At 65.5% G+C, this 25,613-nt stretch carries 32 protein-coding genes; 16 read left to right on the top strand and 16 right to left on the bottom strand.

From position 1 onward, the window contains the following. Window positions 1–6: 6 nt before the first annotated feature. Entirely contained in the window at window positions 7–1,002 is a 996-nt protein-coding gene (locus FHS75_RS09535) for an adenosine kinase (RefSeq protein WP_179407507.1), read from the bottom strand. A 125-nt stretch (window positions 1,003–1,127) separates the two neighbouring features. Between FHS75_RS09535 and FHS75_RS09540 the strand changes: the two genes are divergently transcribed. The 3 genes from FHS75_RS09540 (at window position 1,128) to FHS75_RS09550 (ending at window position 3,227) form a co-directional block, all read left to right on the top strand. Next, window positions 1,128–1,826: an EI24 domain-containing protein gene (locus FHS75_RS09540; protein ID WP_179407508.1), complete on the top strand. Its 699-nt coding sequence runs from the start codon at window positions 1,128–1,130 to the stop codon at window positions 1,824–1,826. Beyond that, entirely contained in the window at window positions 1,816–2,217 is a 402-nt protein-coding gene (locus tag FHS75_RS09545; RefSeq protein WP_179407509.1) for a hypothetical protein, read from the top strand. Before FHS75_RS09540 ends, FHS75_RS09545 begins: the two co-directional genes overlap by 11 nt. 62 nt (window positions 2,218–2,279) lie before the next feature. Further along, a complete protein-coding gene (locus FHS75_RS09550; RefSeq protein WP_179407510.1) occupies window positions 2,280–3,227 on the top strand; it encodes a hypothetical protein in 948 nt (315 codons plus the stop codon). Between the two features lie 22 nt (window positions 3,228–3,249). Here the strand turns inward: FHS75_RS09550 and FHS75_RS09555 are convergent, their stop codons facing one another. The 9 genes from FHS75_RS09555 to FHS75_RS09595 are packed head-to-tail and all read right to left on the bottom strand — an operon-like array spanning window position 3,250 to window position 9,767. Continuing rightward, window positions 3,250–3,606, bottom strand: coding sequence for a HesB/IscA family protein (locus FHS75_RS09555; RefSeq protein WP_179407511.1), 357 nt, complete (start codon window positions 3,604–3,606; stop codon window positions 3,250–3,252). 12 nt (window positions 3,607–3,618) lie between these two features. Continuing rightward, a complete protein-coding gene (locus FHS75_RS09560; protein WP_229735535.1) occupies window positions 3,619–4,122 on the bottom strand; it encodes a GNAT family N-acetyltransferase in 504 nt (167 codons plus the stop codon). After that, a complete protein-coding gene (locus FHS75_RS09565; protein WP_179407512.1) occupies window positions 4,119–4,601 on the bottom strand; it encodes an SUF system Fe-S cluster assembly protein in 483 nt (160 codons plus the stop codon). The genes FHS75_RS09560 and FHS75_RS09565 overlap by 4 nt, the downstream gene beginning before the upstream one ends. Further along, on the bottom strand, window positions 4,598–5,809 hold the full coding sequence (locus FHS75_RS09570; RefSeq protein WP_179407513.1) for an aminotransferase class V-fold PLP-dependent enzyme: 1,212 nt from the start codon (window positions 5,807–5,809) through the stop codon (window positions 4,598–4,600). Before FHS75_RS09570 ends, FHS75_RS09565 begins: the two co-directional genes overlap by 4 nt. Further along, window positions 5,806–6,573 (bottom strand): SufD family Fe-S cluster assembly protein, encoded by a 768-nt coding sequence (locus FHS75_RS09575; RefSeq protein WP_179407514.1) that lies wholly within the window; start codon window positions 6,571–6,573, stop codon window positions 5,806–5,808. Before FHS75_RS09575 ends, FHS75_RS09570 begins: the two co-directional genes overlap by 4 nt. Continuing rightward, window positions 6,570–7,313 carry a Fe-S cluster assembly ATPase SufC gene (gene sufC, locus FHS75_RS09580; RefSeq protein ID WP_179407515.1) on the bottom strand — a complete coding sequence of 248 codons (744 nt, stop codon included), beginning with the start codon at window positions 7,311–7,313 and terminating at the stop codon, window positions 6,570–6,572. Before sufC ends, FHS75_RS09575 begins: the two co-directional genes overlap by 4 nt. Beyond that, the gene (locus FHS75_RS09585) at window positions 7,297–7,833 is read right to left on the bottom strand and encodes an endonuclease domain-containing protein (RefSeq protein WP_179407516.1); all 537 of its coding nucleotides are present in this window, start codon (window positions 7,831–7,833) and stop codon (window positions 7,297–7,299) included. The genes sufC and FHS75_RS09585 overlap by 17 nt, the downstream gene beginning before the upstream one ends. Continuing rightward, entirely contained in the window at window positions 7,830–9,341 is a 1,512-nt protein-coding gene (gene sufB, locus FHS75_RS09590) for a Fe-S cluster assembly protein SufB (protein WP_179407782.1), read from the bottom strand. The genes FHS75_RS09585 and sufB overlap by 4 nt, the downstream gene beginning before the upstream one ends. Window positions 9,342–9,356: 15 nt before the next feature. Further along, entirely contained in the window at window positions 9,357–9,767 is a 411-nt protein-coding gene (locus FHS75_RS09595; RefSeq protein ID WP_179407517.1) for an SUF system Fe-S cluster assembly regulator, read from the bottom strand. A gap of 332 nt (window positions 9,768–10,099) precedes the next feature. Between FHS75_RS09595 and FHS75_RS09600 the strand changes: the two genes are divergently transcribed. The 4 genes from FHS75_RS09600 to FHS75_RS09615 all read left to right on the top strand — a co-directional run bounded on the left by FHS75_RS09600 (window position 10,100) and on the right by FHS75_RS09615 (window position 15,673). After that, window positions 10,100–11,131, top strand: coding sequence for a quinone-dependent dihydroorotate dehydrogenase (locus FHS75_RS09600; RefSeq protein ID WP_179407518.1), 1,032 nt, complete (start codon window positions 10,100–10,102; stop codon window positions 11,129–11,131). Between the two features lie 10 nt (window positions 11,132–11,141). Continuing rightward, window positions 11,142–12,854, top strand: a complete 1,713-nt coding sequence (gene ggt, locus FHS75_RS09605) for a gamma-glutamyltransferase (protein ID WP_179407783.1) — start codon at window positions 11,142–11,144, stop codon at window positions 12,852–12,854. A gap of 41 nt (window positions 12,855–12,895) precedes the next feature. Continuing rightward, a complete protein-coding gene (locus tag FHS75_RS09610; protein ID WP_179407519.1) occupies window positions 12,896–14,698 on the top strand; it encodes an AMP-dependent synthetase/ligase in 1,803 nt (600 codons plus the stop codon). Between the two features lie 78 nt (window positions 14,699–14,776). Continuing rightward, window positions 14,777–15,673, top strand: a complete 897-nt coding sequence (locus FHS75_RS09615; RefSeq protein ID WP_179407520.1) for an ATP-grasp domain-containing protein — start codon at window positions 14,777–14,779, stop codon at window positions 15,671–15,673. Window positions 15,674–15,679: 6 nt separating this feature from the next. Here the strand turns inward: FHS75_RS09615 and FHS75_RS09620 are convergent, their stop codons facing one another. The 3 genes from FHS75_RS09620 to FHS75_RS09630 form a co-directional block, all read right to left on the bottom strand. Beyond that, a complete protein-coding gene (locus tag FHS75_RS09620) occupies window positions 15,680–16,207 on the bottom strand; it encodes a hypothetical protein (RefSeq protein ID WP_179407521.1) in 528 nt (175 codons plus the stop codon). 115 nt (window positions 16,208–16,322) lie between these two features. Further along, window positions 16,323–17,321, bottom strand: coding sequence for a sulfur carrier protein ThiS (gene thiS, locus FHS75_RS09625; protein WP_179407522.1), 999 nt, complete (start codon window positions 17,319–17,321; stop codon window positions 16,323–16,325). 16 nt (window positions 17,322–17,337) lie between these two features. Next, window positions 17,338–17,709 carry a MerC domain-containing protein gene (locus tag FHS75_RS09630; RefSeq protein WP_179407523.1) on the bottom strand — a complete coding sequence of 124 codons (372 nt, stop codon included), beginning with the start codon at window positions 17,707–17,709 and terminating at the stop codon, window positions 17,338–17,340. Between the two features lie 94 nt (window positions 17,710–17,803). On the opposite strand from FHS75_RS09630, the gene FHS75_RS09635 reads away from it, so the two are divergent. The 8 genes from FHS75_RS09635 to FHS75_RS09670 all read left to right on the top strand — a co-directional run bounded on the left by FHS75_RS09635 (window position 17,804) and on the right by FHS75_RS09670 (window position 22,926). Next, window positions 17,804–18,868, top strand: coding sequence for a COX15/CtaA family protein (locus tag FHS75_RS09635; RefSeq protein ID WP_179407524.1), 1,065 nt, complete (start codon window positions 17,804–17,806; stop codon window positions 18,866–18,868). Next, complete coding sequence (gene cutA / locus FHS75_RS09640; RefSeq protein ID WP_179407525.1) at window positions 18,865–19,197, top strand: divalent-cation tolerance protein CutA; 333 nt, start codon at window positions 18,865–18,867, stop codon at window positions 19,195–19,197. Before FHS75_RS09635 ends, cutA begins: the two co-directional genes overlap by 4 nt. Then, complete coding sequence (locus tag FHS75_RS09645; RefSeq protein ID WP_179407526.1) at window positions 19,194–19,934, top strand: hypothetical protein; 741 nt, start codon at window positions 19,194–19,196, stop codon at window positions 19,932–19,934. Before cutA ends, FHS75_RS09645 begins: the two co-directional genes overlap by 4 nt. 151 nt (window positions 19,935–20,085) lie before the next feature. Next, window positions 20,086–20,565 carry a 50S ribosomal protein L13 gene (gene rplM, locus FHS75_RS09650; protein WP_179407527.1) on the top strand — a complete coding sequence of 160 codons (480 nt, stop codon included), beginning with the start codon at window positions 20,086–20,088 and terminating at the stop codon, window positions 20,563–20,565. Beyond that, window positions 20,565–21,083, top strand: coding sequence for a 30S ribosomal protein S9 (gene rpsI / locus FHS75_RS09655; RefSeq protein WP_179407528.1), 519 nt, complete (start codon window positions 20,565–20,567; stop codon window positions 21,081–21,083). Before rplM ends, rpsI begins: the two co-directional genes overlap by 1 nt. A gap of 202 nt (window positions 21,084–21,285) precedes the next feature. Further along, window positions 21,286–21,648: a PadR family transcriptional regulator gene (locus FHS75_RS09660; protein ID WP_179407529.1), complete on the top strand. Its 363-nt coding sequence runs from the start codon at window positions 21,286–21,288 to the stop codon at window positions 21,646–21,648. Continuing rightward, complete coding sequence (locus FHS75_RS09665; protein WP_179407530.1) at window positions 21,638–22,204, top strand: DUF1700 domain-containing protein; 567 nt, start codon at window positions 21,638–21,640, stop codon at window positions 22,202–22,204. Before FHS75_RS09660 ends, FHS75_RS09665 begins: the two co-directional genes overlap by 11 nt. An 11-nt stretch (window positions 22,205–22,215) precedes the next feature. Next, a complete protein-coding gene (locus FHS75_RS09670) occupies window positions 22,216–22,926 on the top strand; it encodes a GIN domain-containing protein (protein ID WP_179407531.1) in 711 nt (236 codons plus the stop codon). 20 nt (window positions 22,927–22,946) lie between these two features. Here the strand turns inward: FHS75_RS09670 and FHS75_RS09675 are convergent, their stop codons facing one another. The 3 genes from FHS75_RS09675 to FHS75_RS09685 are packed head-to-tail and all read right to left on the bottom strand — an operon-like array spanning window position 22,947 to window position 24,974. Then, window positions 22,947–23,822 (bottom strand): metallophosphoesterase family protein, encoded by an 876-nt coding sequence (locus tag FHS75_RS09675; protein WP_179407532.1) that lies wholly within the window; start codon window positions 23,820–23,822, stop codon window positions 22,947–22,949. Continuing rightward, window positions 23,815–24,735, bottom strand: a complete 921-nt coding sequence (locus FHS75_RS09680; protein WP_229735536.1) for a diacylglycerol kinase family protein — start codon at window positions 24,733–24,735, stop codon at window positions 23,815–23,817. Before FHS75_RS09680 ends, FHS75_RS09675 begins: the two co-directional genes overlap by 8 nt. Beyond that, the gene (locus FHS75_RS09685; RefSeq protein ID WP_179407533.1) at window positions 24,708–24,974 is read right to left on the bottom strand and encodes a hypothetical protein; all 267 of its coding nucleotides are present in this window, start codon (window positions 24,972–24,974) and stop codon (window positions 24,708–24,710) included. Before FHS75_RS09685 ends, FHS75_RS09680 begins: the two co-directional genes overlap by 28 nt. Window positions 24,975–25,259: 285 nt before the next feature. On the opposite strand from FHS75_RS09685, the gene FHS75_RS09690 reads away from it, so the two are divergent. Then, window positions 25,260–25,568 (top strand): UrcA family protein, encoded by a 309-nt coding sequence (locus FHS75_RS09690; RefSeq protein ID WP_179407534.1) that lies wholly within the window; start codon window positions 25,260–25,262, stop codon window positions 25,566–25,568. Window positions 25,569–25,613: the final 45 nt, after the last annotated feature.

Consider the following 25,613-nt stretch of genomic DNA (forward strand, 5'->3'; position numbering starts at 1 on the left):
CCCCCGTCAGCCCATCCGCTTTTCGATCAGCGCCTTGAGGTCGGCCTCGGGCCGCGCGCCGTAGTGCGAAATGATCTCGGAAGCGCAGATCGCCCCCATGCGCAGGCAATCCTCAAGCGACTTGCCGCGAACGTGGCCGAACAGGAAGCCGGCGGCGAACAGGTCCCCCGCACCGGTCGTGTCGACGACCCTGTCGACGGGTTCGGCCGCGACACTGGCCCGCTCGCTTCCGGAGACTGCGACCGCGCCCTTCTCGCTGCGGGTGACGACGAGCACTGGCACCTGAGGCGCGAGCGCGGCAATGCCTTCGTCGAAATCGTCCTTGCCGGTAAGCGAGGCGAGCTCGACCTCGTTCGCGAACAGGATGTCGATATCTCCGTTCGCGATCAGCTTGCGGAAATCGTCGCCGTGGCGGTCGATCACGAAAGCGTCCGACAGCGTGAAGGCGACCTTGCGGCCCGCATCCCGGGCGGCCGCGATCGCCTTGCGCATGGCGGCACGCGGTTCCTCGGGATCCCAGAGATAGCCCTCGAGGTAGAGCAGGGCGGCATCGGCGATGGCTTCGAGATCGAGCGCTTCGGCGGGAAGGTACTGTGAAGCGCCCAGGAAAGTGTTCATCGTGCGCTGGCCATCGGGCGTCACGAAGATGAGGCAGCGTGCGGTGGGCGGGTCGCCTGCGCGCGCCTCGGTCGCGAAGGCGATCCCCGCCGCACGGATGTCATGTGCGAAGACTTCGCCCAGCTGGTCCTGCGCGACCTGTCCGATGAAGGCGCAGTCCGCACCGATTGCGGCGAGGCCCGCCAGTGTATTGGCCGCCGATCCGCCGGATATTTCGCGCGCGGGTCCCATTTCTCCGTAGAGCGAGCGGGCCTGGTCGGTATCGATCAGGGTCATGCCGCCCCGCGTCATGCCCAGCCGCTCGATCGTCTCGTCCTCGCACGGGGCCATGACGTCGACGATCGCATTGCCGATGGCAATGACATCCTTGGAGGGCTGGGACATACGGGAAGTACCTCGCGCTTTCAGTTCGGGAAGAAGTCGGCTGCCCGCGACTAACGGCCCGTCCGCCGCCCCGCAAGGCCGCATCCGATTGACAGGGCGCGCTGCCGTGCGCATCACCCGGTGCGATGCTCCATGCCTTCGCACTCGCGCTGGGCCAGCTGGCCGATCCGAGGGTGCTGCGCATCCTCCTGAAGTGCGTCGTGGTGACTCTTCTGCTGTTCGCCGCGATCGGCACGGTGGCCTGGTACGGCCTCGACGCGCTCTTCGCGACCGGCGGCCTGACCGATACGGCGTTCGCAGGAGCCGGCGGGGTTCGCGGGATCGCCGCCGTCATCCTCGTCGTTATCGGCGGCTGGCTGCTGTGGCGCATCCTCGCCCTTGCCGTGCTGCAATTCTACGCCGACGAAGTCGTGCTGGCCGTGGAGGCGCGGCATTACCCTCATGCCATGGCGAACGCCCGCACGCTCGGCTGGCGGGAGGAGCTCGCGAACGGCCTGCGCGGCGCGATCCGCGCGCTTGCCGTCAACCTCCTCGTACTGCCGGTCGCGCTGTTGCTGCTCGTCACCGGCGTGGGTACTGCGATCCTGTTCTGGCTGGTGAATGCGGTCCTCCTCGGTCGCGAGCTGACCGAGATGGTCTGGCAGCGGCACCGTCACGATCCGGCCGAGGGCCTGCCGCTTTCGCGCCTCGAGCGCTTCGTGATGGGCGGCATCGTTGCCGGCCTGCTCATCGTTCCCGTCGCCAACCTGCTCGCTCCCGTGCTGGGAGCGGCGATGGCGGCGCACCTTTTCCATCGCAAGAAAGTTCCAGCCCATGCGCCGTGACCTGTTCGCCGCAATCGCCCTTGTCCCTCTCGTCTCCGCCTGCGCTTCGACGGGGGGCGGCGTTGCTGCCCCCACCCGCCCCGTCACCGTGCGCGAACCTGCCAAGCTCCCGCCACGCGCGGCGCGATTGCAGATGATGCCCGGACTGGAAAACGTCGTCGGCGTCGATGCCGATGCACTCGGCCGGCAGTTCGGGCAGGCCCGGCTCGACGTGTGGGAAGGCGATGCGCGCAAGCTGCAATATAGCGGGCAGGCTTGCGTGCTCGACATCTACCTGTACCCCGTGGAAGGCTACAAGGAGCCGATCGCCACTTATGTCGACGCCCGCCGCGCGTCGGACGGACGCGAAGTCGATCGCGCCGCCTGCGTGGCCGCACTGCGCGGCGGTTGATAACCCGGATTTAAGCTTATTGCGGCAAGAAGGCCCCGCATATCGAAGGGGCTTGTTCACGCATGACCATGCAGTTTCGCGAAATCGCCGAGCAGGCGGCAGCCGACGGCGTCATTTCCGACAGCGACATTCTCGCGCTGCGCCGCGCCGGCTGGGCCAGCGGCAGGATCGAGCCGCACGAGGCCGACGCCATTTTCGAGGCGAATTACCGCCTTGCTGAACCGACGCGCGAATGGTCAGACTTCTTCGTCGAGGCGCTCGGTCATTTCATCGTCGATGGCATCGAACCTAGGGGCTACGTCAGCGAGGAGCAGGCCGACTGGCTGATGGCCCGCATCGACCATGACGGACGTCTCGAATCGATCACCGAGCTGGAGCTGCTCGTGCGGCTGTTCGAGCGATCCTACGCGGTGCCGCAACGCCTGCGCGACTACGCGCTCGAGCAGATCGAACGCGCCGTTCTTGAAGGCGAGGGCGTTACCCGCTGCGGCGGCCGGCTCGAAAAGGGCAATGTGACCGAGGCCGAGGCGAGGCTCATGCGCCGCATCATCTTCGCCAGCGCCAGCGAGCGTCCCGCCGCCGTCAGCAAGCGCGAAGCCGAATTGCTGTTCCGTATCAAGGACGCGACTCTCGGCAAGGACAACACGCCCGAATGGAAGCGCCTCTTCGTGCAGGGAGTCGGCAATTTCCTGATGGGCTTCACCGCCCACCTGCCGGTTTCGCGCGAGCGCGCGGCCGAGCTCGACGCTTTCATGAACGATGCCGACCCCGATCTCGGGCGGTTCTTCGGCAAGGTGGCGCGCCATGCCGCGCGCGGATCGTTCCTCGATGCCTGGCGCAGCGACGAGGCCGATCGCGGCCCCACGCTCGACGAGCGGGTCGCGCAGGCCGGAGAGGTCGAACGCCACGAACAGGAATGGCTCAACGCATTGATGGACGCCAACGGCATGGTCGACGAGTTCGACCGCGCGCTGCTCGACTTCATCACCGAGGAACTGCAGGCCCGCTAGCAGGCGGGCAGGCGCTCCTGTCCTAGACCATGAAGCTCTCGCCGCAACCACATGCGCCCTTGGCGTTGGGGTTGTCGAACACGAAACCGGCGGTGAAGTCGTCCTCGCGCCAGTCCATCGTGCTCCCGACGAGATAGAGAACGCTCGCGCCGTCGATGTAGAAGGTGCCTCCGGGCGTCTCGATCTTCTCGTCCATCGGATCCTCTGCGGTCACATAGTCGACCGAGTAGGCAAGCCCCGAACAGCCGCGCCGCGGGGTCGATAGCTTGACGCCGATGGCATCCTCGGGGGCCTTGCCCATCAGGTGCGCCACGCGCTCTTCGGCGGCGGGCGTCAGGATGACGGCGGCAGGACGGGTGCGGGTCTTGGTGTCGGTCATGGCGGTCTCCCCTCAGTCGAGGGCCTTTTCCCAGAATTGCGCGGTCCCGGTCTCGGGCCGCAGCGAATAGGCGGAGTAGCCGAGCGAGGCATACAGCGATTTCGCGGGCTCGTTGCCCGAAAGCACTTCGAGCGTGACCTTGCAGGCGCCGCGCGCGATCGCCTCGCCCTCGACGGCGTTCATCAGCGCCTTGCCGATGCCGCGCCCGCGATGGACAGGGACCACGGCGATGTCGTGGATGTTGACGATCGGACGAGCTTTGAAAGTCGAGAAACCGGTGAAGCAGTTGGCAAGGCCAACCGCGTCGTCGCCGTCCCGCGCGATCAGCGTGAACGCGCCGGGAAATGCGGCCAGCGCCGGCGCAAGACGCTCCTTGACGCTTTCGTCGAGCCGCTCGCCGCCGCCCATCGGATCGCGGGCATAGGCGTCGAGCAGCGCCACGAGCGCCGCTCCGTCGCGGTCCGAGGTATAGTCGGCCTTCTCGATCGTCAGGTCGGGAGCGAGCGCGTCGGTCACAGCATGCCCAGTTCGAGCTTGGCCTCGTCGCTCATCTTGCCCATGTCCCAGGGCGGATCCCAAACGAGGTTCACTTCGGCATCGCGCACGCCGGGCACAGATGCGACGCGCAGTTCGACTTCGCCCGGCATCGATTCGGCAACCGGGCAATGCGGGGTGGTCAGCGTCATGGTGACGACCGCCTCGCCATCCTCGGACACGTCCACACCGTAGATCAGACCAAGGTCGTAGATGTTGACCGGAATTTCCGGATCGTAGATTTCCTTGAGCGCGGCGACCACCGCCTCGTAGGTCTGGCCACCCGGTTCTCCGCCGGGAACATCCTGCGGCTTTTCGGCGAGGAAACCTTCGAGGTAGTCGCGCTTGCGTTCCAGCTTCTCGCTGGCGGTCTCGGCCGGAGCGGCATCGTCGACGCGCGCGCGGCGCGGTGCTTCGGCGCTCTTCACTTCCTCGACCTTGAAGGGTTTCTCGTCGTTCATCCGAAGATCCTCAGGGTGCGTTCGATCCCGCGAACCAGCGCGGCGATGTCGGTTTCGTCGTTGTAAATGCCGAAGCTGGCGCGCGCCGTCGCCGGAACGCCGAGGCGGTCCATGAGCGGTTGCGCGCAGTGGTGCCCGGCGCGGATCGCCACGCTCTCCTCGTCGAGGATCGTGCCGAGATCGTGCGGGTGAACGCCGTCGATCTCGAAACTGACGATGCCGGCCGCTTCCTCCGGCCCGAACAGGCGAAGCGAATTGAACCGCCCCAGTTCCTCTCGCGCCGTCCGCGTCAGGGCGCGCTCGTGCGCCTCGATCCGTTCGATACCGATGCCGGTGACGTAATCGATGGCCGATGCGAACCCGACCGCCTCGACGATGGCCGGGGTGCCCGCCTCGAAGCGCGCGGGTGCGGGGGCGTAGGTCGTGCGTTCGAAAGTGACGCGGTCGATCATCGCGCCGCCGCCCTGCCAGGGCGGCATCGCATCGAGAATGTCGGCCTTGGCCCAGAGCGCGCCGATACCGGTCGGCCCGTAGACCTTGTGGGCCGAGAAGACGTAGAAATCGCAGTCCATCGCCTTCATGTCGAGCGCGATGCGCGGCGCGGCCTGGCATCCGTCGAGCAGGATTTTCGCTCCCACGCCATGCGCCAGCGACACCGCGCGCTCCACATCGAGGACCGAGCCGAGGACGTTCGACACGTGCGCGAACGCGACGAGCTTGTGCCTGGGCGTCAGCATCGCTTCGGCGGCATCAAGGTCGATCAAGCCATCGTCGGTAATCGGGCAAACGTCGATTTCAATGCCTTTCCGGTCGCGTAGCAGCTGCCATGGCACGATGTTCGAATGGTGCTCGAGCTCGGAAAGGAGGATGCGGTCGCCAACCTCAAGCTGACTTGAGCCCCAGCTTTGTGCGACGAGATTGATGGCCTCAGTCGCTCCGCGCGTGAAAACGATCTCGTTTTCGTCGGCGTTGACAAAGTCCGCCACCGTGCGGCGTGCCGCCTCGAAACCGAGCGTCATTTCCGCCGAGCGCCCGTAGACGCCGCGATGGACGGTGGCGTAATCCGCGCCGAGTTTGCGCGCGACGGTATCGATCACCGCCTGCGGTTTCTGCGCGGTCGCCGCAGTATCGAGATAGTGCCACGGCTGGCCTTCCGGCGTCAGCATGCCGGGAAAGTCGGCGCGACTGGTCATTGTGCCGGTCGTCATACCGCTGCCTCGTCGAGTTGCGCGAGCGTCCGCTCGACGAGATCGTCGCGCGTGGCATCGTCCTCGACCGAATCGAATGCATCGGCGACGAAAGCGCGGACCAGAAGCTTGCGCGCGACTTCGGGCGGAATACCGCGCGATGCCATGTAGAACGCAGCGCGGTCGTCGAGAGCGCCGATGGCCGCGCCGTGGGCGGCCTTCACGTCGTCTGCGAAAATCTCGAGTTCGGGCTTGGCGTTGGCGCTTGCTCCTTTTTCGAGAAGGATCGCGCGGAAATTCTGCGCAGCGTCGACTTTCTGCGAATGCTGCGGAATCTCGATCCGGCCGAGGAAATTACCGACCGAGCGTCCCCAGTGGACCGCGCGGACGACCTGGTTCGACGTGCAATTCGGAGCCGCGTGGATCGTGCGGGTCACGAATTCCTGCCGCTTGTCGCCACCGCCGAGCGTCACTCCGCCGAATTCGAAATGCGCGCCTTCATCGAGCGTCACTTCGATCTCGATGCGTGCATAGCGGCCTGCCGCGATGGTCGCGAAATGTTCGTAGCGCCCGCCCTTGCCGACATGCACGCGCAGCCTGTCGACGAAACCGGAAGCCTCGGGACCCGACAGGCGGACCTCGCAATTGCGCTCGGTCTCTCCCGGAGCGACCTCGATCGTGCGCCAGCGCGCCAGCGCCTCGGCACCGGCGGCGGCGAGATAGTCGCCGTCGGCATAGCGCCAGTCTTCGTCGCGGGTGGTGGGTACGGTCGCTACCTCGCTCACGCCGTGACCGCCTCGTAGCCTTCGTCCTCGAGCCGCTGCGCCAGTTCCGGTCCGCCCGACTTCACGATCCGGCCGTCGGCCAGGACGTGCACCTTGTCGGGCTGCACGTATTCGAGCAGCCGCTGGTAATGCGTGATGAGCAGCACGCCCTTGCCGGGTTCGCGCATGATTTCGTTGATGCCCTGCCCGACGACGCGCAGCGCATCGATGTCGAGGCCGCTGTCGGTCTCGTCGAGAACCGCGAACTTCGGATCGAGGATGCCCATCTGCACCATCTCGGCCCGCTTCTTCTCGCCGCCGGAGAAGCCCACGTTCACCGGTCGCTTGAGCATGTCCATGTCGAGGCGGAGCAGGCCGGCCTTTTCCTTCGCCACCTTGAGGAACTCGCCGCCCGAATAGGCTTCCTCGCCGCGCGCCTTGCGCTGGGCATTCACCGCCTCGCGCAGGAACTGGACAAAGGAGACGCCCGGGATTTCGACCGGGTACTGGAAGCCGAGAAACAGGCCGAGCGAAGCGCGCTCATGCGGCTCGAGCTCGAGCAGGTCGACCCCGGCAAGCTTCACCGAACCGCCGGTGACTTCGTAGCCGGGACGCCCGCCCAGCACATAAGACAGCGTCGACTTCCCGGCGCCGTTGGGACCCATGATGGCATGGACCTCGCCCGCGCCGACTTCGAGCGCTAGGCCCTTGAGGATCGGCTTGCCGTCGACTTCGGCGGTGAGATTATCGATCTTGAGCATCGGTGCTCCTGTGTGTCTGCTCGTCTGGTGCGTTCCTGCGCGGGCGGCTTGCGTTGTGCCTGCGGCGCGCTTCCTGCTTGTCGGCGATGCGCATGCGCATTCCCGCCGTGATCCGGTGCAGGACGGCGTCCATGTCCTCGAGAATGTCGCTGGCCCTGATCCGCATCACGCGGATGCCCACCGCTTCCAGGCTCTTGTCGCGGCGGCGTGCAATCTGGTCGTCCTGCCCTTCCTCGTCGATGGCGATCGCCATGCCGAGGTTGTGGCAGCCGAAATCGACGATCGCCGAGCCGATCACAGCGTGCCGCTTGAACGTGTAGCGGCCGAGGTCGGCCTTGGCGAAGCGCTCGGCCAGTGCCTGGTGCGCGGGCGTCGGCTCACGCCGCATGGCGCGCGCACGGTCGTGGATCGCGTCGAGGCGCTTCTCCGAAATTTCCCAACCCCTGCCCTTTTTCCTGATGGCAGGCGCCGTATCGCTTTCGGACGGATCGCGAAGCTGGAGAGTCTTGCGCTCGGTCACCCCACGCTCCCTTCCAGCGAGATGGCGAGCAGCTTCTGCGCTTCCACTGCGAATTCCATGGGCAGCTGCCGCATGACGTCCTTGGCGAAACCGTTGACGATGAGTGCGACCGCCTCCTCGGTGTCGAGGCCGCGCTGCATCGCGTAGAACAGCTGGTCATCGCTGATCTTCGAGGTGGTCGCCTCGTGCTCGATCTGTGCGCCCGGATTCTTCACCTCGATGTAAGGTACGGTATGCGCGCCGCATTCATCGCCGAGCAGCAGCGAATCGCACTGGGTGAAATTGCGAACTCCGTCGGCATTGGCCGCGACCGCCACCTTGCCGCGATAGGTATTGTTGGACTTGCCGGCGGAGATACCCTTCGAGATGATCGTGGAGCGGCTGCCGCGCCCGTTGTGGATCATCTTGGTGCCGGTATCGGCTTGCTGGAAATTGTTGGTCACCGCGACCGAATAGAACTCGCCGACCGAATCCTCGCCGTTGAGCACGCAGGAGGGATACTTCCAGGTCACCGCAGAGCCGGTTTCGACCTGTGTCCACGATATCTTCGAGCGTGCGCCCTGGCAGAGACCGCGCTTGGTGACGAAATTGTAGATCCCGCCCTTGCCCTCGCTGTCGCCGGGGTACCAGTTCTGTACCGTCGAGTACTTGATCTCCGCATCTTCGAGCGCGACCAGTTCGACCACGGCGGCGTGAAGCTGGTTCTCGTCGCGTTGCGGCGCGGTGCACCCTTCGAGGTAGCTGACGTAGCTGCCCTTCTCGGCCACGATCAGCGTCCGCTCGAACTGGCCAGTATTTTCCGCATTTATGCGGAAGTAGGTCGAAAGCTCCATCGGGCAGCGCACGCCTTCGGGTATCCAGACGAAGGTTCCGTCCGAGAAAACCGCGCTGTTGAGGGTGGCGAAGTAATTGTCCTTCTGGGGAACCACCTTGCCGAGCCATTTGCGCACAAGCTCGGGGTGCGCGCGGATCGCCTCGGAGATCGACAGGAAAATGACGCCCGCCTGCTCGAGTTCCTTGCGGAAGGTCGTGGCCACCGACACCGAATCGAACACCGCGTCGACCGCAACCTTGCGCGCGCCCTCGACGCCCGCGAGGACTTTCTGCTCCTCGAGCGGGATGCCGAGCTTCTCGTAGACGCGCAGGATTTCCGGATCGACCTCGTCGAGGGACTTGATCGCTTCCTTCTTCTTGGGCGCAGCGTAGTAATACGCGTTCTGGTAATCGATGGGCGGCACGTTGAGCTTTGCCCAGTCGGGCGCGATCATGTCCTGCCAGAGGCGGAAGGCCTTCAGCCGCCATTCGAGCATCCATTCCGGCTCCTGCTTCTTGGCCGAAATGAAGCGCACGGTGTCTTCGCTGAGACCCTTGGGCGCGAACTCCTGTTCGATATCGGCGGACCAGCCGTGCTCGTACTCGGCGGCGCGGGCGGCGGCCTCGCGCGCTTCGCGGTCCTTTACCTGCGATTCGCCGGCCTGCGGGTCGCGCGCGTCGGCTTCGGATGTCATCGGTCTGTCGGTCATTCAGTTCGCCGTTTCTGCAAGCTTTGTCAGCGGTACGTTCGCAAGGGCGCCGCGCAGCGCCTCGTTGACGATCGGCCAGTGGGGCCTGATCGCGCACGCTTCCTCCAGCGTACACTCCGCGCGCCCCTGCTCGATGCAGGCGGTCAGCGCGATGGGACCTTCCACTGCCTCGACGATGTCGGCAAGCGTGATCGCCGCGGCGGGTCGGGCAAGCTTCAGGCCGCCGCCCACCCCGCGCGAGGAGCGCAACAGGCCCGCGCTCGTCAGGCGGGTCACGATCTTCTGCACGGTCGGAGCGGGCAGGCCGGTTTCCTCGGAAAGCTGACCCGCCGATACACGCGCAGCGCCGCAGTGACGGCTGGCGGCCGCCATCACGACGACGGCGTAATCTGCCATGCTGGATAGGCGCATTCGGGTTCGGGTCCTTGCCCTGGCTTAAATCGGAGTAATTCGTTCCGGTTTCCACCTAGTGCGGGCGATGCGCTCTCGCAAGCGCCAGACAAAGAAAAAAGGCGGTCCCCTGCGCAAAAGCGCCGGAAACCGCCTTGAAAGTAGAGAACCCGGAGCGAGATTTGCACCGAGCCCTTCGGGTCGCAAGGGCTGGATAGGGCGCGCAGCGATTCGTTAATTGTAAAAAAGCGACACCCGGCGGAGAGTTCGAAAATAGATCGCTGTCGCCATCGCCGCCGGCGCCATCGAGGTTGCCGATTGAGCCGGCAGCTTGCGACCGCTATCGGCCGGGAATGCTCTATTCCCTGATCAGCCCCGCGCTTTTCACGCTCGATGCGGAGCCCGCGCACCGGCTCGCCATCTCCGCGCTCAAGCTGCTGCCCGCCGGGAAGCCGCAGCGGCCGGGCGGCCCGCTTTCCGTGGAGGTCGCCGGCATCGACTTTCCCAACCCGGTCGGGCTCGCCGCCGGATTCGACAAGGATGCCGAGGTGCCCGACGCCCTTCTCGGTCGCGGTTTCGGTTTCGTCGAGGTCGGCTCGATCACGCCGCTTCCGCAGTCGGGCAATTCGAGGCCGCGCCTGTTCCGGCTCGTCGAGGACCGTGCAGTCATCAATCGCATGGGCTTCAACAATTCGGGAGCGGATTGCGCCGCCGCCCGTCTGGAGTCGCGACGCGGCAGGCCGGGGATCGTCGGCATAAACATCGGGGCAAACAAGGACTCGACCGACCGCATCGCGGACTATGCGAAGATGGCGGCGCGGATGGCCGCGCTCGGCTCGTTCCTGACGGTCAACGTCAGCAGCCCCAACACTCCCGGCTTGCGGGCGCTGCAGGACGAGAGGGCGCTCGGCGACCTGCTCGACGCGGTCCTGCAGGCGCGCGGCGGCGCGGGTCCGCCGGTTTTCCTGAAAGTTGCGCCCGACCTGGAGCCCGCTGACATCGACGCGATCGCGCGCACCGCGCTTGACCGCAGGATCGGAGCGCTCGTCGTATCGAACACCACGATTTCCCGCCCCGCCCTGCGCTCCCGCCATGCCGACGAAGCGGGTGGCCTGTCGGGCGCGCCCCTGCGCGACCTTGCTCAGCAGCGCCTGCGCGACTTCCGCAAGGCAACGGGGGGCGAACTGCCGCTCATCGGCGTCGGCGGCATCGCGACGGCCGAGGATGCCTGGGCGCGCATCCGGGCGGGAGCGAGCCTCGTCGAGCTCTACAGCGCGATGGTCTACGAAGGTCCGGGGATCGCGAAGCAGATCGCCCGGGGCCTCGAGCGCCTGATGCTGCGTGACGGGTTCGCATCCGTTGCAGAGGCGATCGGAACCGAATAGCGTGACCGCGATGTTCCGCACGTTCCTGACGCCGTTGGCAGCCGCGCTCGCCGTCGGCGGTTGCGCTTCGCTCCCCCTTCCCCATCCGCAAGCGGCACCCGCATACGAACGCGGCATGGTCAGCGCCGCCGATCCGCGCGCGGCCGAGGCAGGTGCCGAGATGCTGCGCATGGGCGGAAGCGCGACCGACGCCGCCATCGCGACCATGCTCGCCCTGACCGTCGTCGAGCCGCAGAGTTCTGGCATCGGCGGTGGCGGATTCTACGTTCACGGTGCCCCCGACGGCACGGTAATGACCCTCGACGGACGCGAGACCGCACCTTCCGGAGCGACACAGGACTGGTTCCTCGATGAAGCCGGAAAGCCGCTTCCGTTCAGGCAGGCGGTGCTTAGCGGTCTTTCGGTAGGCGTTCCCGGCAACCTCGCGCTCGCCCGCGAAGCGCATGTCCGGCACGGAAACCTTGCGTGGGAGACCCTGTTCGGGCCGGCGATCCGCCTGGCGCGCGATGGCTGGGCGATCACCCCGCGATTCAACGATTACCTCACCCGCCGCAAGGATAACGCGGCGCACGATCCGCTGGGAGCATCGCTATTCTTCGATGCAGAGGGCGAGCCGCTACCCGTGGGGACGCGGGTTGCGAACCCGCAGCTTGCGCAGACCCTCGAAACGATCGCGCGACACGGGATAGGGCGGTTCTACAACGGCGCATTGGCGGACGAGATTGCCGAAAAAGTCGCGGCCGAAACACCGCGCGAAGCTGCGATGACACGAGCGGACATCGCGGCCTACCGGGTTTTCGAGCGACCCGCCGTCTGCGGACACTACCGGATCTATCGCATTTGCGGGATGGGGCCGCCGTCTTCGGGGGCGACAACGGTGTTGGCGATGCTGGGCCAGCTCGAACGCTTCGACATGGCATCGTTGCGCGCCGATTCGCCGAAGGCATGGCATCTGTTCATCGAGTCGCAGCGCCTCGCCTATGCGGACCGCGGGCAGTACCTGGCCGATTCGGACTTCGTCGGCGTGCCCGTCGAAGGGCTGATCGATCCAGCATATCTCGCGCAGCGATCCGCGCTGATCGACGAAGACAGGGCCATGCCCTCGGTATCGCACGGCAAGCCCGCCGGCGCGCCGGCGGACCTCGTACCCGGAAAGGGCCCGGAGGAGTCCGGAACCTCGCACTTCGTGGCCATGGACCGCGCCGGCAACGTCGTAAGCTATACGTCGACGGTCGAGGGGCCTTTCGGGTCGGGCATCATGGCGGGCGGGTTCTATCTCAACAACGAACTGACGGATTTCAGCTTCGTCCCCGAAAAAGACGGTATCCCGGTCGCGAACCGGGTCGAGGGCGGGAAGCGTCCGCGCAGCTCGATGGCGCCGACGCTGGTCTACGGGCCGGACGGCAAGCTGCTGATCGCCGTCGGCGCGGCTGGCGGCACAACCATTCCCGTGCAGGTCGCGCGCGTGCTGATCGGCGTGCTCGACTGGAAGATGCCGGTGGCGCAAGCCGTGGCGCTGCCGGTTGCCTTCGCTCCCGGCGAAACCGTCTACATCGAGGAAGGAAGCGCGCTCGAGCCGATGAAGGCCGCGCTGGAAGCGATGGGCCATGAGCGCATTGTAGTGAGAGAACTTCCCCTCAAGCTGAACGCCATCGAGGTGGTCGACGGCCGGCCGGTCGGCACCGGCGATCCGCGCAGCGAAGGCGTTGCAGTCGCGGAATAGCCGCCCTAGACCTCGGGCACCCGGGGAGAGGAGTTCAGCGGATGCAGGTGACCGACTTCGATACGGCGCGGAACCTGGTTTCGCTGTTTCTGCAACGTGCGGACCTGCGCGGCGAAAGCCCGATGCTCTGGGCCAAACACGACGGGCAATGGTCTTCGACAAGCTGGGCGGAAGCCGCGCGAAAGGTCTGCATCGCCGCCGAATCGCTGCGCGCGCTGGGTCTCGGCGATGGCGACCGCGTGATGCTCGTTTCCGAGAACCGGCCCGAATGGTGCCTTGCCGACCTGGCGATCATGGCGGCAGGATGCGTCACGGTGCCTGCCTACACCACCAATACCGAACGCGACCACCAGCATATCCTCGACAATTCGGGCGCGCGGGCCGTGATCGTCTCGACGGCCAAACTGGCGCAGCCGCTGATCCCGGCGATGCTGCGCACCGGGAGCGCGGAGCACCTGATTGGCTTCGAAGCCTTGCGCCACAGCCAGGAAGGCAGCTTCGCTTTCCAGGAGTGGTCGAAGCTGACCGAAGGCGATGCCGCCGGCGCGCGGGCCAGCGTAGAGGCTCGTCTGGAGGCAATCGGGCGGGATGACCTCGCCTGCATCATCTACACCAGCGGTACCGGGGGCTCGCCGCGCGGCGTTCGCCAGCATCACGGCGCGATCCTGTGCAACGTGGCTGGCTGCGCCGAGATCATCGAGGAGGACTTCGGCTGGCAGGACGAGGTTTTCCTCTCCTTCCTGCCGCTCAGCCATGCCTACGAGCATACCGGCGGGCAATTCCTGCCAATCGGACTTGGTGGCCAGATCTACTACGCGGAGGGACTCGAGAAACTCGCGGCAAACATCGAGGAAGTGCGGCCCACCATCATGGTCGTGGTGCCGCGCCTGTTCGAGGTGCTGCGCACCCGGATCATGAAGCAGGTCAAGAAGCAGGGCGCCCTGCCAAGCTATCTCATGGACCGGGCGATCGAGCTCGGCGGTCGCGAAGCCGAGGGACGCAAGCGATTGCTCGACAAGCCGATGGACCTGCTGCTCGACGCTTCGCTGCGCCCCAAGATCCGCAGGAAGTTCGGCGGACGGCTGAAGGCGCTCGTGTCCGGCGGAGCCCCGCTAAACCCGGAAATCGGCATATTCTTCGATTCGATGGGCCTCACCTTGCTGCAGGGCTACGGCCAGACCGAGGCGGCGCCGGTGATAAGCTGCAACAGACCGCGCGCCGGATTGCGGATGGAGACCGTTGGCCAGCCCCTGCGAGGCGTGGAGGCGCGGATCGCCGAGGACGGCGAGATCCTGGTGCGCGGCGAACTCGTCATGCACGGATACTGGAACAACGAGGCCGAGACGAGCCGCACGCTCAAGGACGGCTGGCTGCACACCGGCGACGTGGGTCATTTCGACGAGCGCGGCCGGATCGTCATTACCGACCGCAAGAAGGACATGATCGTCAACGACAAGGGTGACAACGTGTCGCCGCAGAAGGTCGAATCGATGCTTACCCTCCAGCCCGAGATCGCGCAGGCGATGGTTGCGGGCGACAGGCGGCCCTACGTCGTGGGCCTCGTCGTGCCCGACGAGGAATGGGCCTTCGAATGGGCCGGGCAGAACGGCAAGGAGCGCGACATCGCGCGCCTTCAGGAAATCCCCGAATTCCGGGCGGCCGTTCGTACCGCGATTGATCGGGTCAACGGCGACCTTTCCGTCGTCGAAAAGGTCCGCCAGTTCACTTTTGCAGACGAGCCTTTCTCGATAGAAAACAAGGAAATGACGCCCAGCCTCAAGATTCGCCGGCACATGCTCAAGGAGCGTTACGGCCAACGCCTGGACGGGCTTTACCGCAGCTGACGTTCCTGTGATGCGAGCGTCGCGCAACTGACTTCAACACGCGCTAATCGCGCGCTCTTCACTTGCTGAAAGCGCGCGATGAAAGTCTGGATTCTCTACAAGGATTGCGCCGCGGGACTGAAGCCCGAGGCTTACGAGATCAATCGTTTCATCGAGATCGGCGGCCGCAAAGGCCACGAGATTGAGGTCTTCAGGCCCGAACAGTTCGAATTGCTGGTAACGGCCGACAGTGCCAGAAGCGTGATGGTCGATGCTGCGGTGGCTCCTTTGCCCGACGTCCTGCTTCCCCGTATGGGAGCAGGCACGACCTACTTCGCGCTTTCCGTCATCCGCCAGTTGGAGCGCTTGCGCGTACCGACATTCAACACCTCGCTTTCGATAGAGACGGTCCGGGACAAGCTATACACCCACCAGCTCCTGTCGCGCGCCAAGTTGCCGATCCCCAAGACCATGCTGGCCAAGTTCCCGATCGACGTCAGCCTCGTCGAGCGCGCACTGGGGTTCCCGGTCGTCGTCAAGACCCTGAGCGGAAGCCAGGGCAGCGGAGTGTTCCTCTGCGAAACGCGCCAGAACTTCGAAGACCTGATGGAACTGGTGCGCGCTACGCAGTCGAACGCGAACCTGATCTTCCAGGAATTCATAGCCGACAGCCGCGGGCGCGACATCCGCATGCTGGTCATCGGCGGTCGGGTCGTCGCGGCGATGGAACGGCAGGCGACGAACGGGAGCTTCAAGGCCAACTTCAGCATCGGCGGGGAAGTAAAACCGTTCAAGCCGGACCGCGACGCCGAATGGCTCGCCCTCGAAAGCGCGCGGCTGCTCGGCCTCGACATCGCAGGCATCGACCTGCTCTTCGACGGCGACGGCTACAAGATCTGCGAGGCAAACAGTTCGCCGGGTTTCGAAGGCATCGAATCCTGCTGCGAGGCAAATATCGCCGCCGAGATCCTCGATTTCGTTTCTTTCAGGCTCTGAGAGCGCTCAGGCGGCCTCGCGTTCGATGAATTCCGGATAGAAGCAGGGTTCGCGATCCGACCAGCCGGGCGCGGTGGCTGCGGCTTCGCTGATCGAATGAAGCAGGACCTTGCGGCGGTCGGGCCGAATCTGCGGCAGCGCTGCCGCTCCGCAGAACGCGGCGGGCAGCCAGGGCCGGACGCGCGCGCCGATCAGCCGTTCGTAGAGGAACCGGTAGGAAGAGAAGCACTCGAGCCGCTCCTGCGCCAGGTCGAACGCGGTCATCTTCGCCAGGCGGCCCATAAAGGGATCGAGACCGTCGAAGCCGATGTCATCGGGCATCTCGCCGCGCAGCGCCTTGAGATCGCGATAGGCGACGTACTGCGATCGGATCGACGCCATCTCGTCACGATCGCGCGCCCAGAGCTTGAAGGCATCCTGGCGCCCCAGCCCGATATCGAGACTGCGCCTGATGTAGCGCTGTTCGGCGGCGGTGAAGCTTGCAAATTCGCGCAGTTCGTTGATCGTCAGCGATGCAGTACCCGTGGCCGGCATGACCCTTGCCCCCTGTGTCCGCCGGACTTTCCCGGCAGGACACAGATCACCACAGCGAAGTTACCATCGCGTTAACCATGGTTAGGCATGCTTGCCGGGATCGCCGTCAAGCGGGTCAGATCATTCCGGAAAGCGGACTCGACGGGTCGGCATACTTGCGAATGCCCATGCGTCCGGCGAGGTAGGCATCGCGGCCCGCTTCGACAGCCAGCTTCATGGCGCGCGCCATGCGGATGGGATCCTTCGCCTCGGCGATGGCGGTGTTCATCAGCACGCCGTCGCAGCCCAGCTCCATCGCGACTGCCGCGTCCGATGCCGTTCCGACGCCCGCATCGACGAGCACCGGGACGCTCGCGCCCTCTACGATAAGGCGGATCGTCACCCGGTTCTGGATGCCGAGGCCCGAACCGATCGGCGCGCCCAGCGGCATGATCGCGACCGCGCCCGCCTCTTCCAGTTGCTTCGCCGCGATGGGATCGTCGACGCAGTAGACCATCGGCTTGAAGCCTTCGCCCGCAAGCTGCTCTGTCGCGCGCAGCGTTTCGCGCATGTCGGGATAGAGCGTCCGCGCCTCGCCCAGCACTTCGAGCTTCACGAGATCCCAGCCGCCCGCCTCTCGCGCCAGCCGCAAGGTGCGCACGGCCTCATCGGCCGTGAAGCAGCCGGCGGTATTGGGCAGGTAGACGGTTTTTTTCGGATCGATGAAGTCGGTCAGCATCGGCGCCTTGGGGTCCGAAACGTTGACCCGGCGCACCGCGACGGTGACGATCTCCGCGCCGCTCGCCTCGAGCGCGGCGGCATTCTGCGCAAAGTCCTTGTACTTGCCGGTGCCGACGATCAGCCGCGACCGGAAGGTATGGCCCGCGACCGACCAGCTATCTTGGTCTGGCGCGACAGCATCCTGGCCCCCGCCGACGAAGTGGACGATCTCCAGCGTATCGCCCTCCTCGAGCGAGACGTCTTCGAGCGTCGAGCGCGGCACGATCGCGCCGTTGCGCTCCACCGCCACTTTCTGCGGGTCGAGTTCGAGGGTGCGGACGAGATCTGCAACGCTCGCACCACCGGGGGCGCGGCGTGGATCGCCGTTTACGGTCAGGGAAAGTTCTGCGGACATGACCGGCAGATAGCGTTCAACACGCGTGGCGCAAGTTCCCGATATGTGCGCTCGCCACCAGGGCCACGCCCGCGATGGTCAGCAGAGCCTCTTCCAGACCGTGTCCCGCAGCCAGCGCCAGCGCCATCAGCGCCAGTCCTGCGGAACCGACAAGCAGCGGCCCGGGGCGCTTGTGCCGGGCGACCCCGATCCCGATCGTGACGAGCCCGATCGCGACGGCGAGCGCCAGGCCGATCTCGTGGATTTCCGGCGCCAGCAGGATGCCGCCGCCCAGACCGGCGAGCGACACGAGCACGATGCCGAGGATGCAGTGCGCCGCGCAAAGGCCGGACAGGACAATACCCGTCCGATCGAGCCGGTTCCGAATCGAGGCAAGGGTACGGCGCATACCGTGCTACGTATGTTATGTTGTAACATGCTTCAAGCGAGGGTTACTTAAGCCCTTGCGCTTTTCGGCACTTGGCCGCAGGGATGCGCCGATAATGAGGTCGCCCACATCCAGCTCCGTGGCCGTCAGGGCCCGCGACGCGCAGGCGCTTTCGCGCTGGCTGTTCGCGGTTGCCGCGCTGATCGTGCTGATCGTCGCGGTGGGCGGCATCACGCGGCTGACCGAATCGGGGCTTTCCATCGTCGAATGGAAACCGGTCACGGGCGCGATCCCTCCCCTCAGCGAAGATCAGTGGCAGGCCGAGTTCGAGGCTTACAAGCAGATCCCCCAATATATCGAGGTCAACGGCCCGGCTGGCATGACCCTGGCCGAATACAAGTTCATCTATTTCTGGGAATGGGTGCACCGCCTGCTGGCGCGCTTCATCGGCTTCGCGTTTGCCATCCCGCTGGCGTGGTTCTGGATTCGCAAGCGCATCCCCGAAGGATACAAACCGCGGCTGGTGGCGCTGCTGGCGCTGGGCGGATTGCAGGGCGCGGTCGGCTGGTGGATGGTCTCGTCCGGTCTCACACAGGACGTAAAGGTCAGCCATTTCCGGCTGGCGGCGCATCTCCTGATCGCACTGCTCACCCTGGGCGGCGTGGTCTGGACCGCGCTCGACCTTCGGGCGCTTTCGGAGGAGCGGCGCCGGTCGACCGTGACCCTGCTCTCGGCGATTGCCCTGGCGATGCTGGCGTTGCAGCTTTTCTTCGGCGCGCTCGTCGCGGGCCTGCGCGCCGGATATGTCGCGGGCGCGGGCTGGTTCAGCTGGGACGCCTGGCCGACAATGCAAGGCAGCTTCGTGCCAGCAGGCATCGAATGGACGCAAGGGGCGCTGCACGCACTCGTTTCGGACCCTTACCTGACGCACTTCGTCCACAGGTGGTGGGCCTGGGCCGTCGTAGCGGTGCTCGTCGTCATGGGCCGCGAGTTGCGCAAGGCGGGCCAACGGAAGGTTTCCGTCGTCGTCCACTCGGCTTTCGGTACGCAGGTCCTTCTCGGCATCGCGACCGTCTGGTCGGGAGTCGCGTTGTGGATCGCGGTGGCGCACCAGCTCGTCGGGGCGCTGCTGGTCGCGGCGACAGTATGGGGCGCGCATGCTCTGGGGCGGCGGGCATGAGCGACAGCGAGAACCGCTGCGGCGCACTGGTCTGGAGTCCGTTTCCCGACATGGGCAGTGCGTCGACCGCTGCGAACGTCCTCCTGGACGAGAAGCTGGTCGCCTGCGCCAACATGATCCCGCAGATGGTCTCGATCTTCGGCTGGAAGGGCGAACGGGAGCAATCGAGCGAGACCGGCGCGCTGTTCAAGACCAATGCCGCACTGCTGGGGAAGGCGATCGAACGCATCGGCGAGCTTCATCCTTACGAGGAGCCGGCAATCCTCGGCTGGCGGTGCGATGAGGGCGCGCCCGCGACTCTGGCATGGCTGGAGGAACTCGAGCAGTGACGCGTCGCCACCTGGATACCTCGCGCGCTATCCTGCTGGCGGGCATCGCCGCCGTCGTACCCGTAGCGGCGAGCCGGGCCGATCCGCCGCAACCGGCGGCTGTGGGATCACCGTTCATAGCGCCGGAGGGCGAGTTCGTGCTGACGCGAGAATTGCGCAAGTCGCTGCACGACGGGAAGGAAATAGTCTTCAGACGCAGCTACGCCGTCCGCTTCTCGCGCGAGGCAAGCGGCTTCCGGCTCGACGGGGAACTCCTCGACGTCAGCGTCGATGCGCCCGAAAGCCTGCGCGCTTTGGCGGAAATGGAGCGGCGACGTCCCGATACCGGCATGTTCCCGCTGCGGCTCGATGCCCAGGGCTTTCTCCTGCCATCCGATCCGCGTCCGGCGGCTCCCGCCGTGCGAAAGGCTGCGGCCTTCGTGCAGTCGGAAGTTCGCGAGTTGGGACTCTCTCCATCGGCCGAACGGCAGGCTACCGCCTTTGCCGCCGCCATCGAACGAAATCCCGGCTACACCCGGTGGCCGGTCGATCTCTTCCGTCCTCGTGCGGGTACGCGCCATGAGGAACGGGCCATCAATCTTCCGGGCAACATGCGTGGTACCGTCACGATCGAGATTTCCGCACGCACGCAGGAGCATGGCGACCTGCTCGGGAGCCTGACCCGCACGGTGGTGACGGACACGGGAGAGAGCCGCCGCACTAGCATAGAGAAATGGACTCTCGTCGGTGCCGGATAACGCACGAAATCCAGAGCGGTATTATTATACCTCCCCTGCATTGCCCGGTTTTGCTTGACTTGCGGGAGGCTTTGGACGATTGGGCCGCCTTCGCAGGAGCGGTGCCCCGACTCCGCATCGCGTACCAAATGCACAAAGGGAATGACCAGCCATGAAGGCGCTCACCAAGGTCACCCGGTCGATCAAGCCGGCCGAGGTGGAAAAGAACTGGCATCTCATCGATGCCGAGAATCTCGTCGTCGGCCGCGTCGCGGTGATCATCGCCGACCTGCTGCGCGGCAAGCACAAGCCGAGCTTCACGCCACACGTCGATTGCGGTGACCACGTCGTCGTCATCAATGCAGACAAGGTCCGCTTCACCGGCAACAAGCTCAACGAGAAGCGGTACTACAAGCACACCGGCTATGCCGGCGGCATCAAGGAAACTTCGCCTGCCAAGGTCCTGGAGGGTCGTTTCCCAGAGCGCGTGATCGAAAAGGCGGTCGAGCGCATGATCCCGCGCGGTCCGCTCGGCCGTGCTCAGATGAAGGCGCTGCATGTCTATGCGGGCACCGACCATCCGCACGCCGGCAACCAGCCCGAGACGCTCGACGTCGCTTCCATGAATCGCAAGAACAAGGTGGGCGCCTGATGTCCGACAACGATACCGTCCAGAGCCTGTCCGATCTCAAGGACCTGACCGGCGACGCCCCCGAGGCGACCGAAACCCCGAATGAGCCGCAGCAGCCGGCTGCTCCGCTCCGCGATCAGGAGCTCGATGCGCAGGGCCGCGCCTACGCGACCGGACGCCGCAAGGACGCCGTCGCGCGCGTCTGGCTCAAGCCCGGCAGCGGCAAGATCACGGTCAACGGCCGCGATCAGGAAGTCTACTTCGCGCGCCCGACGCTGCGCCTCGTCATCGCCCAGCCGTTCCAGGTTGCGGGCCGTGCGGGCCAGTACGACGTCGTGTGCACCGTGACCGGCGGTGGCCTTTCGGGCCAGGCCGGGGCGGTGAAGCACGGCATCGCTCAGGCGCTTTCCAAGTACGAACCGGCGCTGCGCAGCGCGGTCAAGGCAGCCGGGTTCCTGACCCGCGACAGCCGCGTCGTCGAGCGCAAGAAGTACGGCCGCGCCAAGGCCCGCCGGAGCTTCCAGTTCTCGAAGCGCTGATTCGCGCAACAGACACCGTCCGATTCGGATCGAAGGGGTCGCGGGAAACCGCGGCCCCTTTTGCGTTGCGGCAAAGGAAAAATGCGAACGGCGGCAGAGCATTGCAAGCTACCTTGCGACAGCCATAACCATTTATAACATGGTACCTTGCGTTACACAGTACCTTGCAGTATATCCTGTCCTCGAGAGCAGGAGGTGATTCGTGCCCGACGGAATAGAAATCCAGCTGAAGAAGGGAGTGCTCGGACTGTGCGTCCTGGCGCTGCTGCAGCGACACGACAGCTACGCCTACGAGATCGCGAGCAAGCTCGCCCACGCCGTCGATATGGGCGAAGGGACGATCTACCCGCTCATGCGGAGGATGCAGTCCGACGGCCTTGTCGAGACCTATCTCGAGGAATCCCGTTCCGGGCCGCCGCGCAAGTATTACCGGCTGACCGATGCCGGGCGCGACCGGTTCGATACCCAGCTTGCCGACTGGCGCGCCTTCACGGCTTCGGTCGAAGGCCTGATCGCCGAAGGCGCGGCACCTGCCGAGAATACGGAGGGACACCATGAAGCGTGACGAATTCCTGAAGCGCCTGCGCCACGGCCTGAAAGGCCTGCCGCCCGAGGCGATCGAAGACATCGTGGCCGATTACGCCGCGCACTTCGAGGCCGCGGCCGACGAAGGCCGGTCCGAGGAGGAAGTCGCCGAGGCGCTGGGAGACCCCGCCCGCCTTGCCCGCGAACTAAAGCTCGAAGCCGGATTCCGCCGTTGGGAGGACGTGCGCTCCCCCTCGTCGGCCTGGACCGCGATCGTCGCCCTGCTCGGACTCGGCGCGCTCGACATCCTTGTGCTGCTGCCGATCATCCTGCCCGCGCTCGGCGTCGTGATCGGCCTCTACCTCGCGATGTTCTTCGTGTTCGTCGCGGGTGGCTTCATCCTCATCGTGGGACCGTTCTCGGCATTCCCCGGGGGGATACTGACCGCGATGTTCGGCGGCCTCGGCATGATGGCCATCGCCGTCGCGCTCACCGCCCTCCTGCTGATCGCCACGATCGGCATCGTCAACGCGCTCGTCTGGTTCGGGCGGCTCCATTACCGGGTCATCGAACCCGCGATCCACTCCGAAGGCTGAAGGAGGAAGACATGATCCGCAAACTGCTTATCGTATTTGCCAGCGGGATCGTCCTGGGCATCGTCGCCCTCGCCCTCGCCTGGATTGCCGGAGGAGAGGAGCTGCGCGCCAGCATCCGCGACGGCGAAGGCGTGAACTGGAACATCGGCGAAGAGTACGACGGACCCGTTTCGCAACGCAGCTTTGCCTACGATGGCTCGCGCACCCTGGTACTCTCGGTTCCCGCCGAGCTGCGCTTCACCCGCGGCGAAGAGACGAAGATGATCGTCGAGGGTCCGAAGGAAGCGGTAGAGGCGCTCGACTGGACCGACGGCAAGCTGTCGCTGACCGAGTCGATGAAGAACCTGCGCCACGGCCTCGACATCACCATCGTCGCGCCGCAAATCGCCGGACTGGAACTAGACGCCCCGGGCGATGTCGAGCTGGCCGATCTCGACCAGCCGGCGCTGTCCATTGTCTCGCGCGGGGCGGTCGAGCTCGACGGTACGGGCAAGGTGGGCAAGCTCTATGTCCGGACCGAGGGCGCGGGCGACATCGACCTCGCCGACATGCGGGCCGGTGACGCCACGGTGCGCATCGACGGCGTCGGAGACATCGACATTGCGGCAAGCGGGATAGTCGATGCCTCCATTTCGGGCGCGGGATCGATTTCGCTTCATGCCAGGCCCAAGACGCTCAAGAGCACGATCAACGGCATCGGGACGGTCGACCACGACTACTGATTGCCTCGCCGCTACCTGTGTCAGTGAACCGGGGGATCGACGGGCGGTACCGCATGCACGGGCGCAACTGGCTCGCCGGGTTCTCTCGGCGGCATCGCATTTTCCGGAACGTCCCCGATCTGCATGTCGCGCGTCTGTACGTGGGCGAGGTTGCGGGCGTCGACCCTGACGTCCCTGCCCTCGATGGTAATTTCGTTGAAGCTGGGCGGCGTCGACCGGATCCGCTGCGAAAGCGTGCCTGCCCCGATCATGCGTATCGGTCCGCAGGCGGTTTGCTTCACGAGATCGAACGGGTCGTGCACGTGGCCGGTAAGGACGGCGATCACGTTCCGGCGCGCAAGCTCCTCGAGCGCCTTTTCTCCGCGCGTGGTCAGCGCGGTTCCCTGCGTGCCGACCTCGACTAGCGGGTGGTGCGCAGTGACCAGTACGCGCGTACCCCTGGGCAACTGGTCGATCAGTCGCAGGGTCTTTTTCAGCGCCGGGCGGGTAATGCATCCCTTCGACCAGTTGAGGCGCCACTGCGCGCGTGCCGTGGTCTTCAGCGGCACGATCGCCACGCTGCCGAGATCGATCTCGCGCTCGATCAGGTTCTCGATCGCGCGGAAGCGCTTGTAGGGATCGAAGAAGCGCTCGATCGGGTTGAAATAGGGCAGGTCGTGATTGCCGATCTCGACCGTCACCGGCGCGTCGAGGCCGGTAATCCAGCGACAGGCCGCGGCAAACTCGCGCGATCGGGCGCGCATGGTAAGATCGCCGGTGATCGCGACGGCATCGGGAGCCTCGTCTGCAATGCATTGCTCGACCCAGCCAAGCGCCCGCCGGTCCTCGAGGCCGAAATGGATGTCGCTCACGTGGAACAGCTTCACCGCGTCTGTGTTCGCAGCGATTTCAGGCATCGTCGACCGTGGCGACGAGGTCCACCCCGCAGCGGGCCAGTTCGAACCGCTCTTCCGAAGCGCTGTCGGCAGGTTCGCCGTCGATCAGCAATCCCATCCCGTTTCCATCGGGACTTGCCACCGTCACTCCCGGCAGCAGGCCGAGGCGCTCGTGCGGACCTTCGCGGAAATTGCGGCGCAGAAGTGCGAAGCCCTGCTTGGCGAAGTCGCCGATCGATACGGCGTAATAGCCTTCGATGTCCAGACCCTCCCCGGTGGGCGACATCATGATGAGCGGGTATCCCTTCCTGCGGCCGATGATCGGGTCGCGACATTCGACCATCGCTCCGGCCGTCGATTCCCCGATCGCCTCGGCGGCATGTTCGATCATCCCCGCAAGATCGGTTGCGCGCATCGCTTCCCGCACGTCGTTCCACGCTGTTCCGGGGCCGGCAAGCACACCCGTCAGCCCGTCTCCGAGCCGCGAGCGGACGACCGTCGGTCGCTTCCTCGTGCCCTTGCCGTCCGCAACGCGGCGCACGATGTCGCATGGTCCGGCATCGCCGTGCAGCCGCCTGGAAAGCAGGTTCATCGTCCCGCCCGGCAGGACCAGGATCGCCCCTTGCCAGCCGTAGAGACTGGTCACCACCGAATTGATCGTGCCGTCGCCCGCAAAGACGGCCAGCAGGTCGATGCCGGCCTCGTCGAGTTCGTCGGCGGTGGGAACCGATTCGTCGGGAAAGCCGATCTTGCGCGCGACGGTGCATGTCGCATCGCCGAATGCCGCGTCGAGCTCGGCGTGCGCATCTTCGGAATTGCTGCCGCTCGCCTCGTTATAGGCCAGCCAGACGGTTCGTTCGCACAACATACGCTGCTGAAATCCCTCGGCCCTTTCGCGGTTCCCGCCTAGACGCGATGCGTCAGTATCAGCCATGCCGAGAGCCCGTTTGCTCCCGAATAGAGCGCGTAGCCCCACGCCCATCCGGTGGAACCGGAAGCGACGAGCAGCATGGCGCCCAGAAGCATGAGAAATTCGACTGCAAGACTTATCCGACCGTTCAGCATGTGAAAGAACCAAGGCATCCTGCCCAGAAGCGGATGCCCGCTTTCGAGCACTGCCTTGTGCATGGCAAAGTTGGCGACGCCGAGGACGAAGAGCATGAGGATGGCCATCGTGCGCCGTCAATGTAGGCAATGGCGGACCAATTAACCAGCCGCTTCGGACCCGGCCATAGCGAATCGTCCCTCCATAATGATCCGCGAGGCACCGTAATGAGTGTCGTTCGTCGGCCATTATCGGCCGTTGATCGGCGCCCCAAGTCGTTCGTCCAACGGGTCTTTCCCTAGTCGAGCGAGAATGCGCAACTGTCGACCAGCGGCTGCACGATGCAGCGATGCGAGGCAGAAAGTCCTCATCGAGCCGGCCAGCACAGGCCGCTCTTACAGGAGGAAACGATCATGAAGAGCACCCCTTTCGCACTCGCCACGCTTAGTGTCGCCGCCATCGGCCTCGTCCTCACCGGCGCAACCGCGCACGCCAAGGACGTCACCGTCACCTATCACGACCTCGATCTCAACACTGCCGCCGGCCAGAAGTCGCTCGAGAAGCGCCTCGACCGCGCTGCCCGCGAAGCCTGCGGCTATGACGAGATCCCCACGGGTTCGCGGCTCAGGTCGTCCGACGCTGTACGTTGCTACAAGTCGGTTTCGGTCCAGGCCCGCGGACATATGGCGAAGCTCGTCGACGATGCCCGGCTGGGCGGATGAAGACGGGTTTCGCGGTCCTAACCAAGACCCGGAAAAACTGAGGCG

The sequence above is a fragment of the Novosphingobium marinum genome (assembly GCF_013408095.1).
Lineage (GTDB): Bacteria > Pseudomonadota > Alphaproteobacteria > Sphingomonadales > Sphingomonadaceae > Novosphingobium > Novosphingobium marinum.

Bases quoted from the DNA above. Each gene is read 5' to 3' on its own strand.
- FHS75_RS09535 (WP_179407507.1), bottom strand. From the start codon at position 1,002: ATGTCCCAGCCCTCCAAGGATGTCATTGCCATCGGCAATGCGATCGTC.
- FHS75_RS09540 (WP_179407508.1), top strand. From the start codon at position 1,128: ATGCTCCATGCCTTCGCACTCGCGCTGGGCCAGCTGGCCGATCCGAGG.
- FHS75_RS09545 (WP_179407509.1), top strand. From the start codon at position 1,816: ATGCGCCGTGACCTGTTCGCCGCAATCGCCCTTGTCCCTCTCGTCTCC.
- FHS75_RS09550 (WP_179407510.1), top strand. From the start codon at position 2,280: ATGACCATGCAGTTTCGCGAAATCGCCGAGCAGGCGGCAGCCGACGGC.
- FHS75_RS09555 (WP_179407511.1), bottom strand. From the start codon at position 3,606: ATGACCGACACCAAGACCCGCACCCGTCCTGCCGCCGTCATCCTGACG.
- FHS75_RS09565 (WP_179407512.1), bottom strand. From the start codon at position 4,601: ATGAACGACGAGAAACCCTTCAAGGTCGAGGAAGTGAAGAGCGCCGAA.
- FHS75_RS09570 (WP_179407513.1), bottom strand. From the start codon at position 5,809: ATGACGACCGGCACAATGACCAGTCGCGCCGACTTTCCCGGCATGCTG.
- sufC (WP_179407515.1), bottom strand. From the start codon at position 7,313: ATGCTCAAGATCGATAATCTCACCGCCGAAGTCGACGGCAAGCCGATC.
- sufB (WP_179407782.1), bottom strand. From the start codon at position 9,341: ATGACATCCGAAGCCGACGCGCGCGACCCGCAGGCCGGCGAATCGCAG.
- FHS75_RS09595 (WP_179407517.1), bottom strand. From the start codon at position 9,767: ATGCGCCTATCCAGCATGGCAGATTACGCCGTCGTCGTGATGGCGGCC.
- FHS75_RS09600 (WP_179407518.1), top strand. From the start codon at position 10,100: ATGCTCTATTCCCTGATCAGCCCCGCGCTTTTCACGCTCGATGCGGAG.
- ggt (WP_179407783.1), top strand. From the start codon at position 11,142: ATGTTCCGCACGTTCCTGACGCCGTTGGCAGCCGCGCTCGCCGTCGGC.
- FHS75_RS09610 (WP_179407519.1), top strand. From the start codon at position 12,896: ATGCAGGTGACCGACTTCGATACGGCGCGGAACCTGGTTTCGCTGTTT.
- FHS75_RS09615 (WP_179407520.1), top strand. From the start codon at position 14,777: ATGAAAGTCTGGATTCTCTACAAGGATTGCGCCGCGGGACTGAAGCCC.
- FHS75_RS09620 (WP_179407521.1), bottom strand. From the start codon at position 16,207: ATGCCGGCCACGGGTACTGCATCGCTGACGATCAACGAACTGCGCGAA.
- thiS (WP_179407522.1), bottom strand. From the start codon at position 17,321: ATGTCCGCAGAACTTTCCCTGACCGTAAACGGCGATCCACGCCGCGCC.
- FHS75_RS09630 (WP_179407523.1), bottom strand. From the start codon at position 17,709: ATGCGCCGTACCCTTGCCTCGATTCGGAACCGGCTCGATCGGACGGGT.
- FHS75_RS09635 (WP_179407524.1), top strand. From the start codon at position 17,804: ATGAGGTCGCCCACATCCAGCTCCGTGGCCGTCAGGGCCCGCGACGCG.
- cutA (WP_179407525.1), top strand. From the start codon at position 18,865: ATGAGCGACAGCGAGAACCGCTGCGGCGCACTGGTCTGGAGTCCGTTT.
- rplM (WP_179407527.1), top strand. From the start codon at position 20,086: ATGAAGGCGCTCACCAAGGTCACCCGGTCGATCAAGCCGGCCGAGGTG.
- rpsI (WP_179407528.1), top strand. From the start codon at position 20,565: ATGTCCGACAACGATACCGTCCAGAGCCTGTCCGATCTCAAGGACCTG.
- FHS75_RS09665 (WP_179407530.1), top strand. From the start codon at position 21,638: ATGAAGCGTGACGAATTCCTGAAGCGCCTGCGCCACGGCCTGAAAGGC.
- FHS75_RS09670 (WP_179407531.1), top strand. From the start codon at position 22,216: ATGATCCGCAAACTGCTTATCGTATTTGCCAGCGGGATCGTCCTGGGC.
- FHS75_RS09675 (WP_179407532.1), bottom strand. From the start codon at position 23,822: ATGCCTGAAATCGCTGCGAACACAGACGCGGTGAAGCTGTTCCACGTG.
- FHS75_RS09680 (WP_229735536.1), bottom strand. From the start codon at position 24,735: ATGGCTGATACTGACGCATCGCGTCTAGGCGGGAACCGCGAAAGGGCC.
- FHS75_RS09685 (WP_179407533.1), bottom strand. From the start codon at position 24,974: ATGGCCATCCTCATGCTCTTCGTCCTCGGCGTCGCCAACTTTGCCATG.
- FHS75_RS09690 (WP_179407534.1), top strand. From the start codon at position 25,260: ATGAAGAGCACCCCTTTCGCACTCGCCACGCTTAGTGTCGCCGCCATC.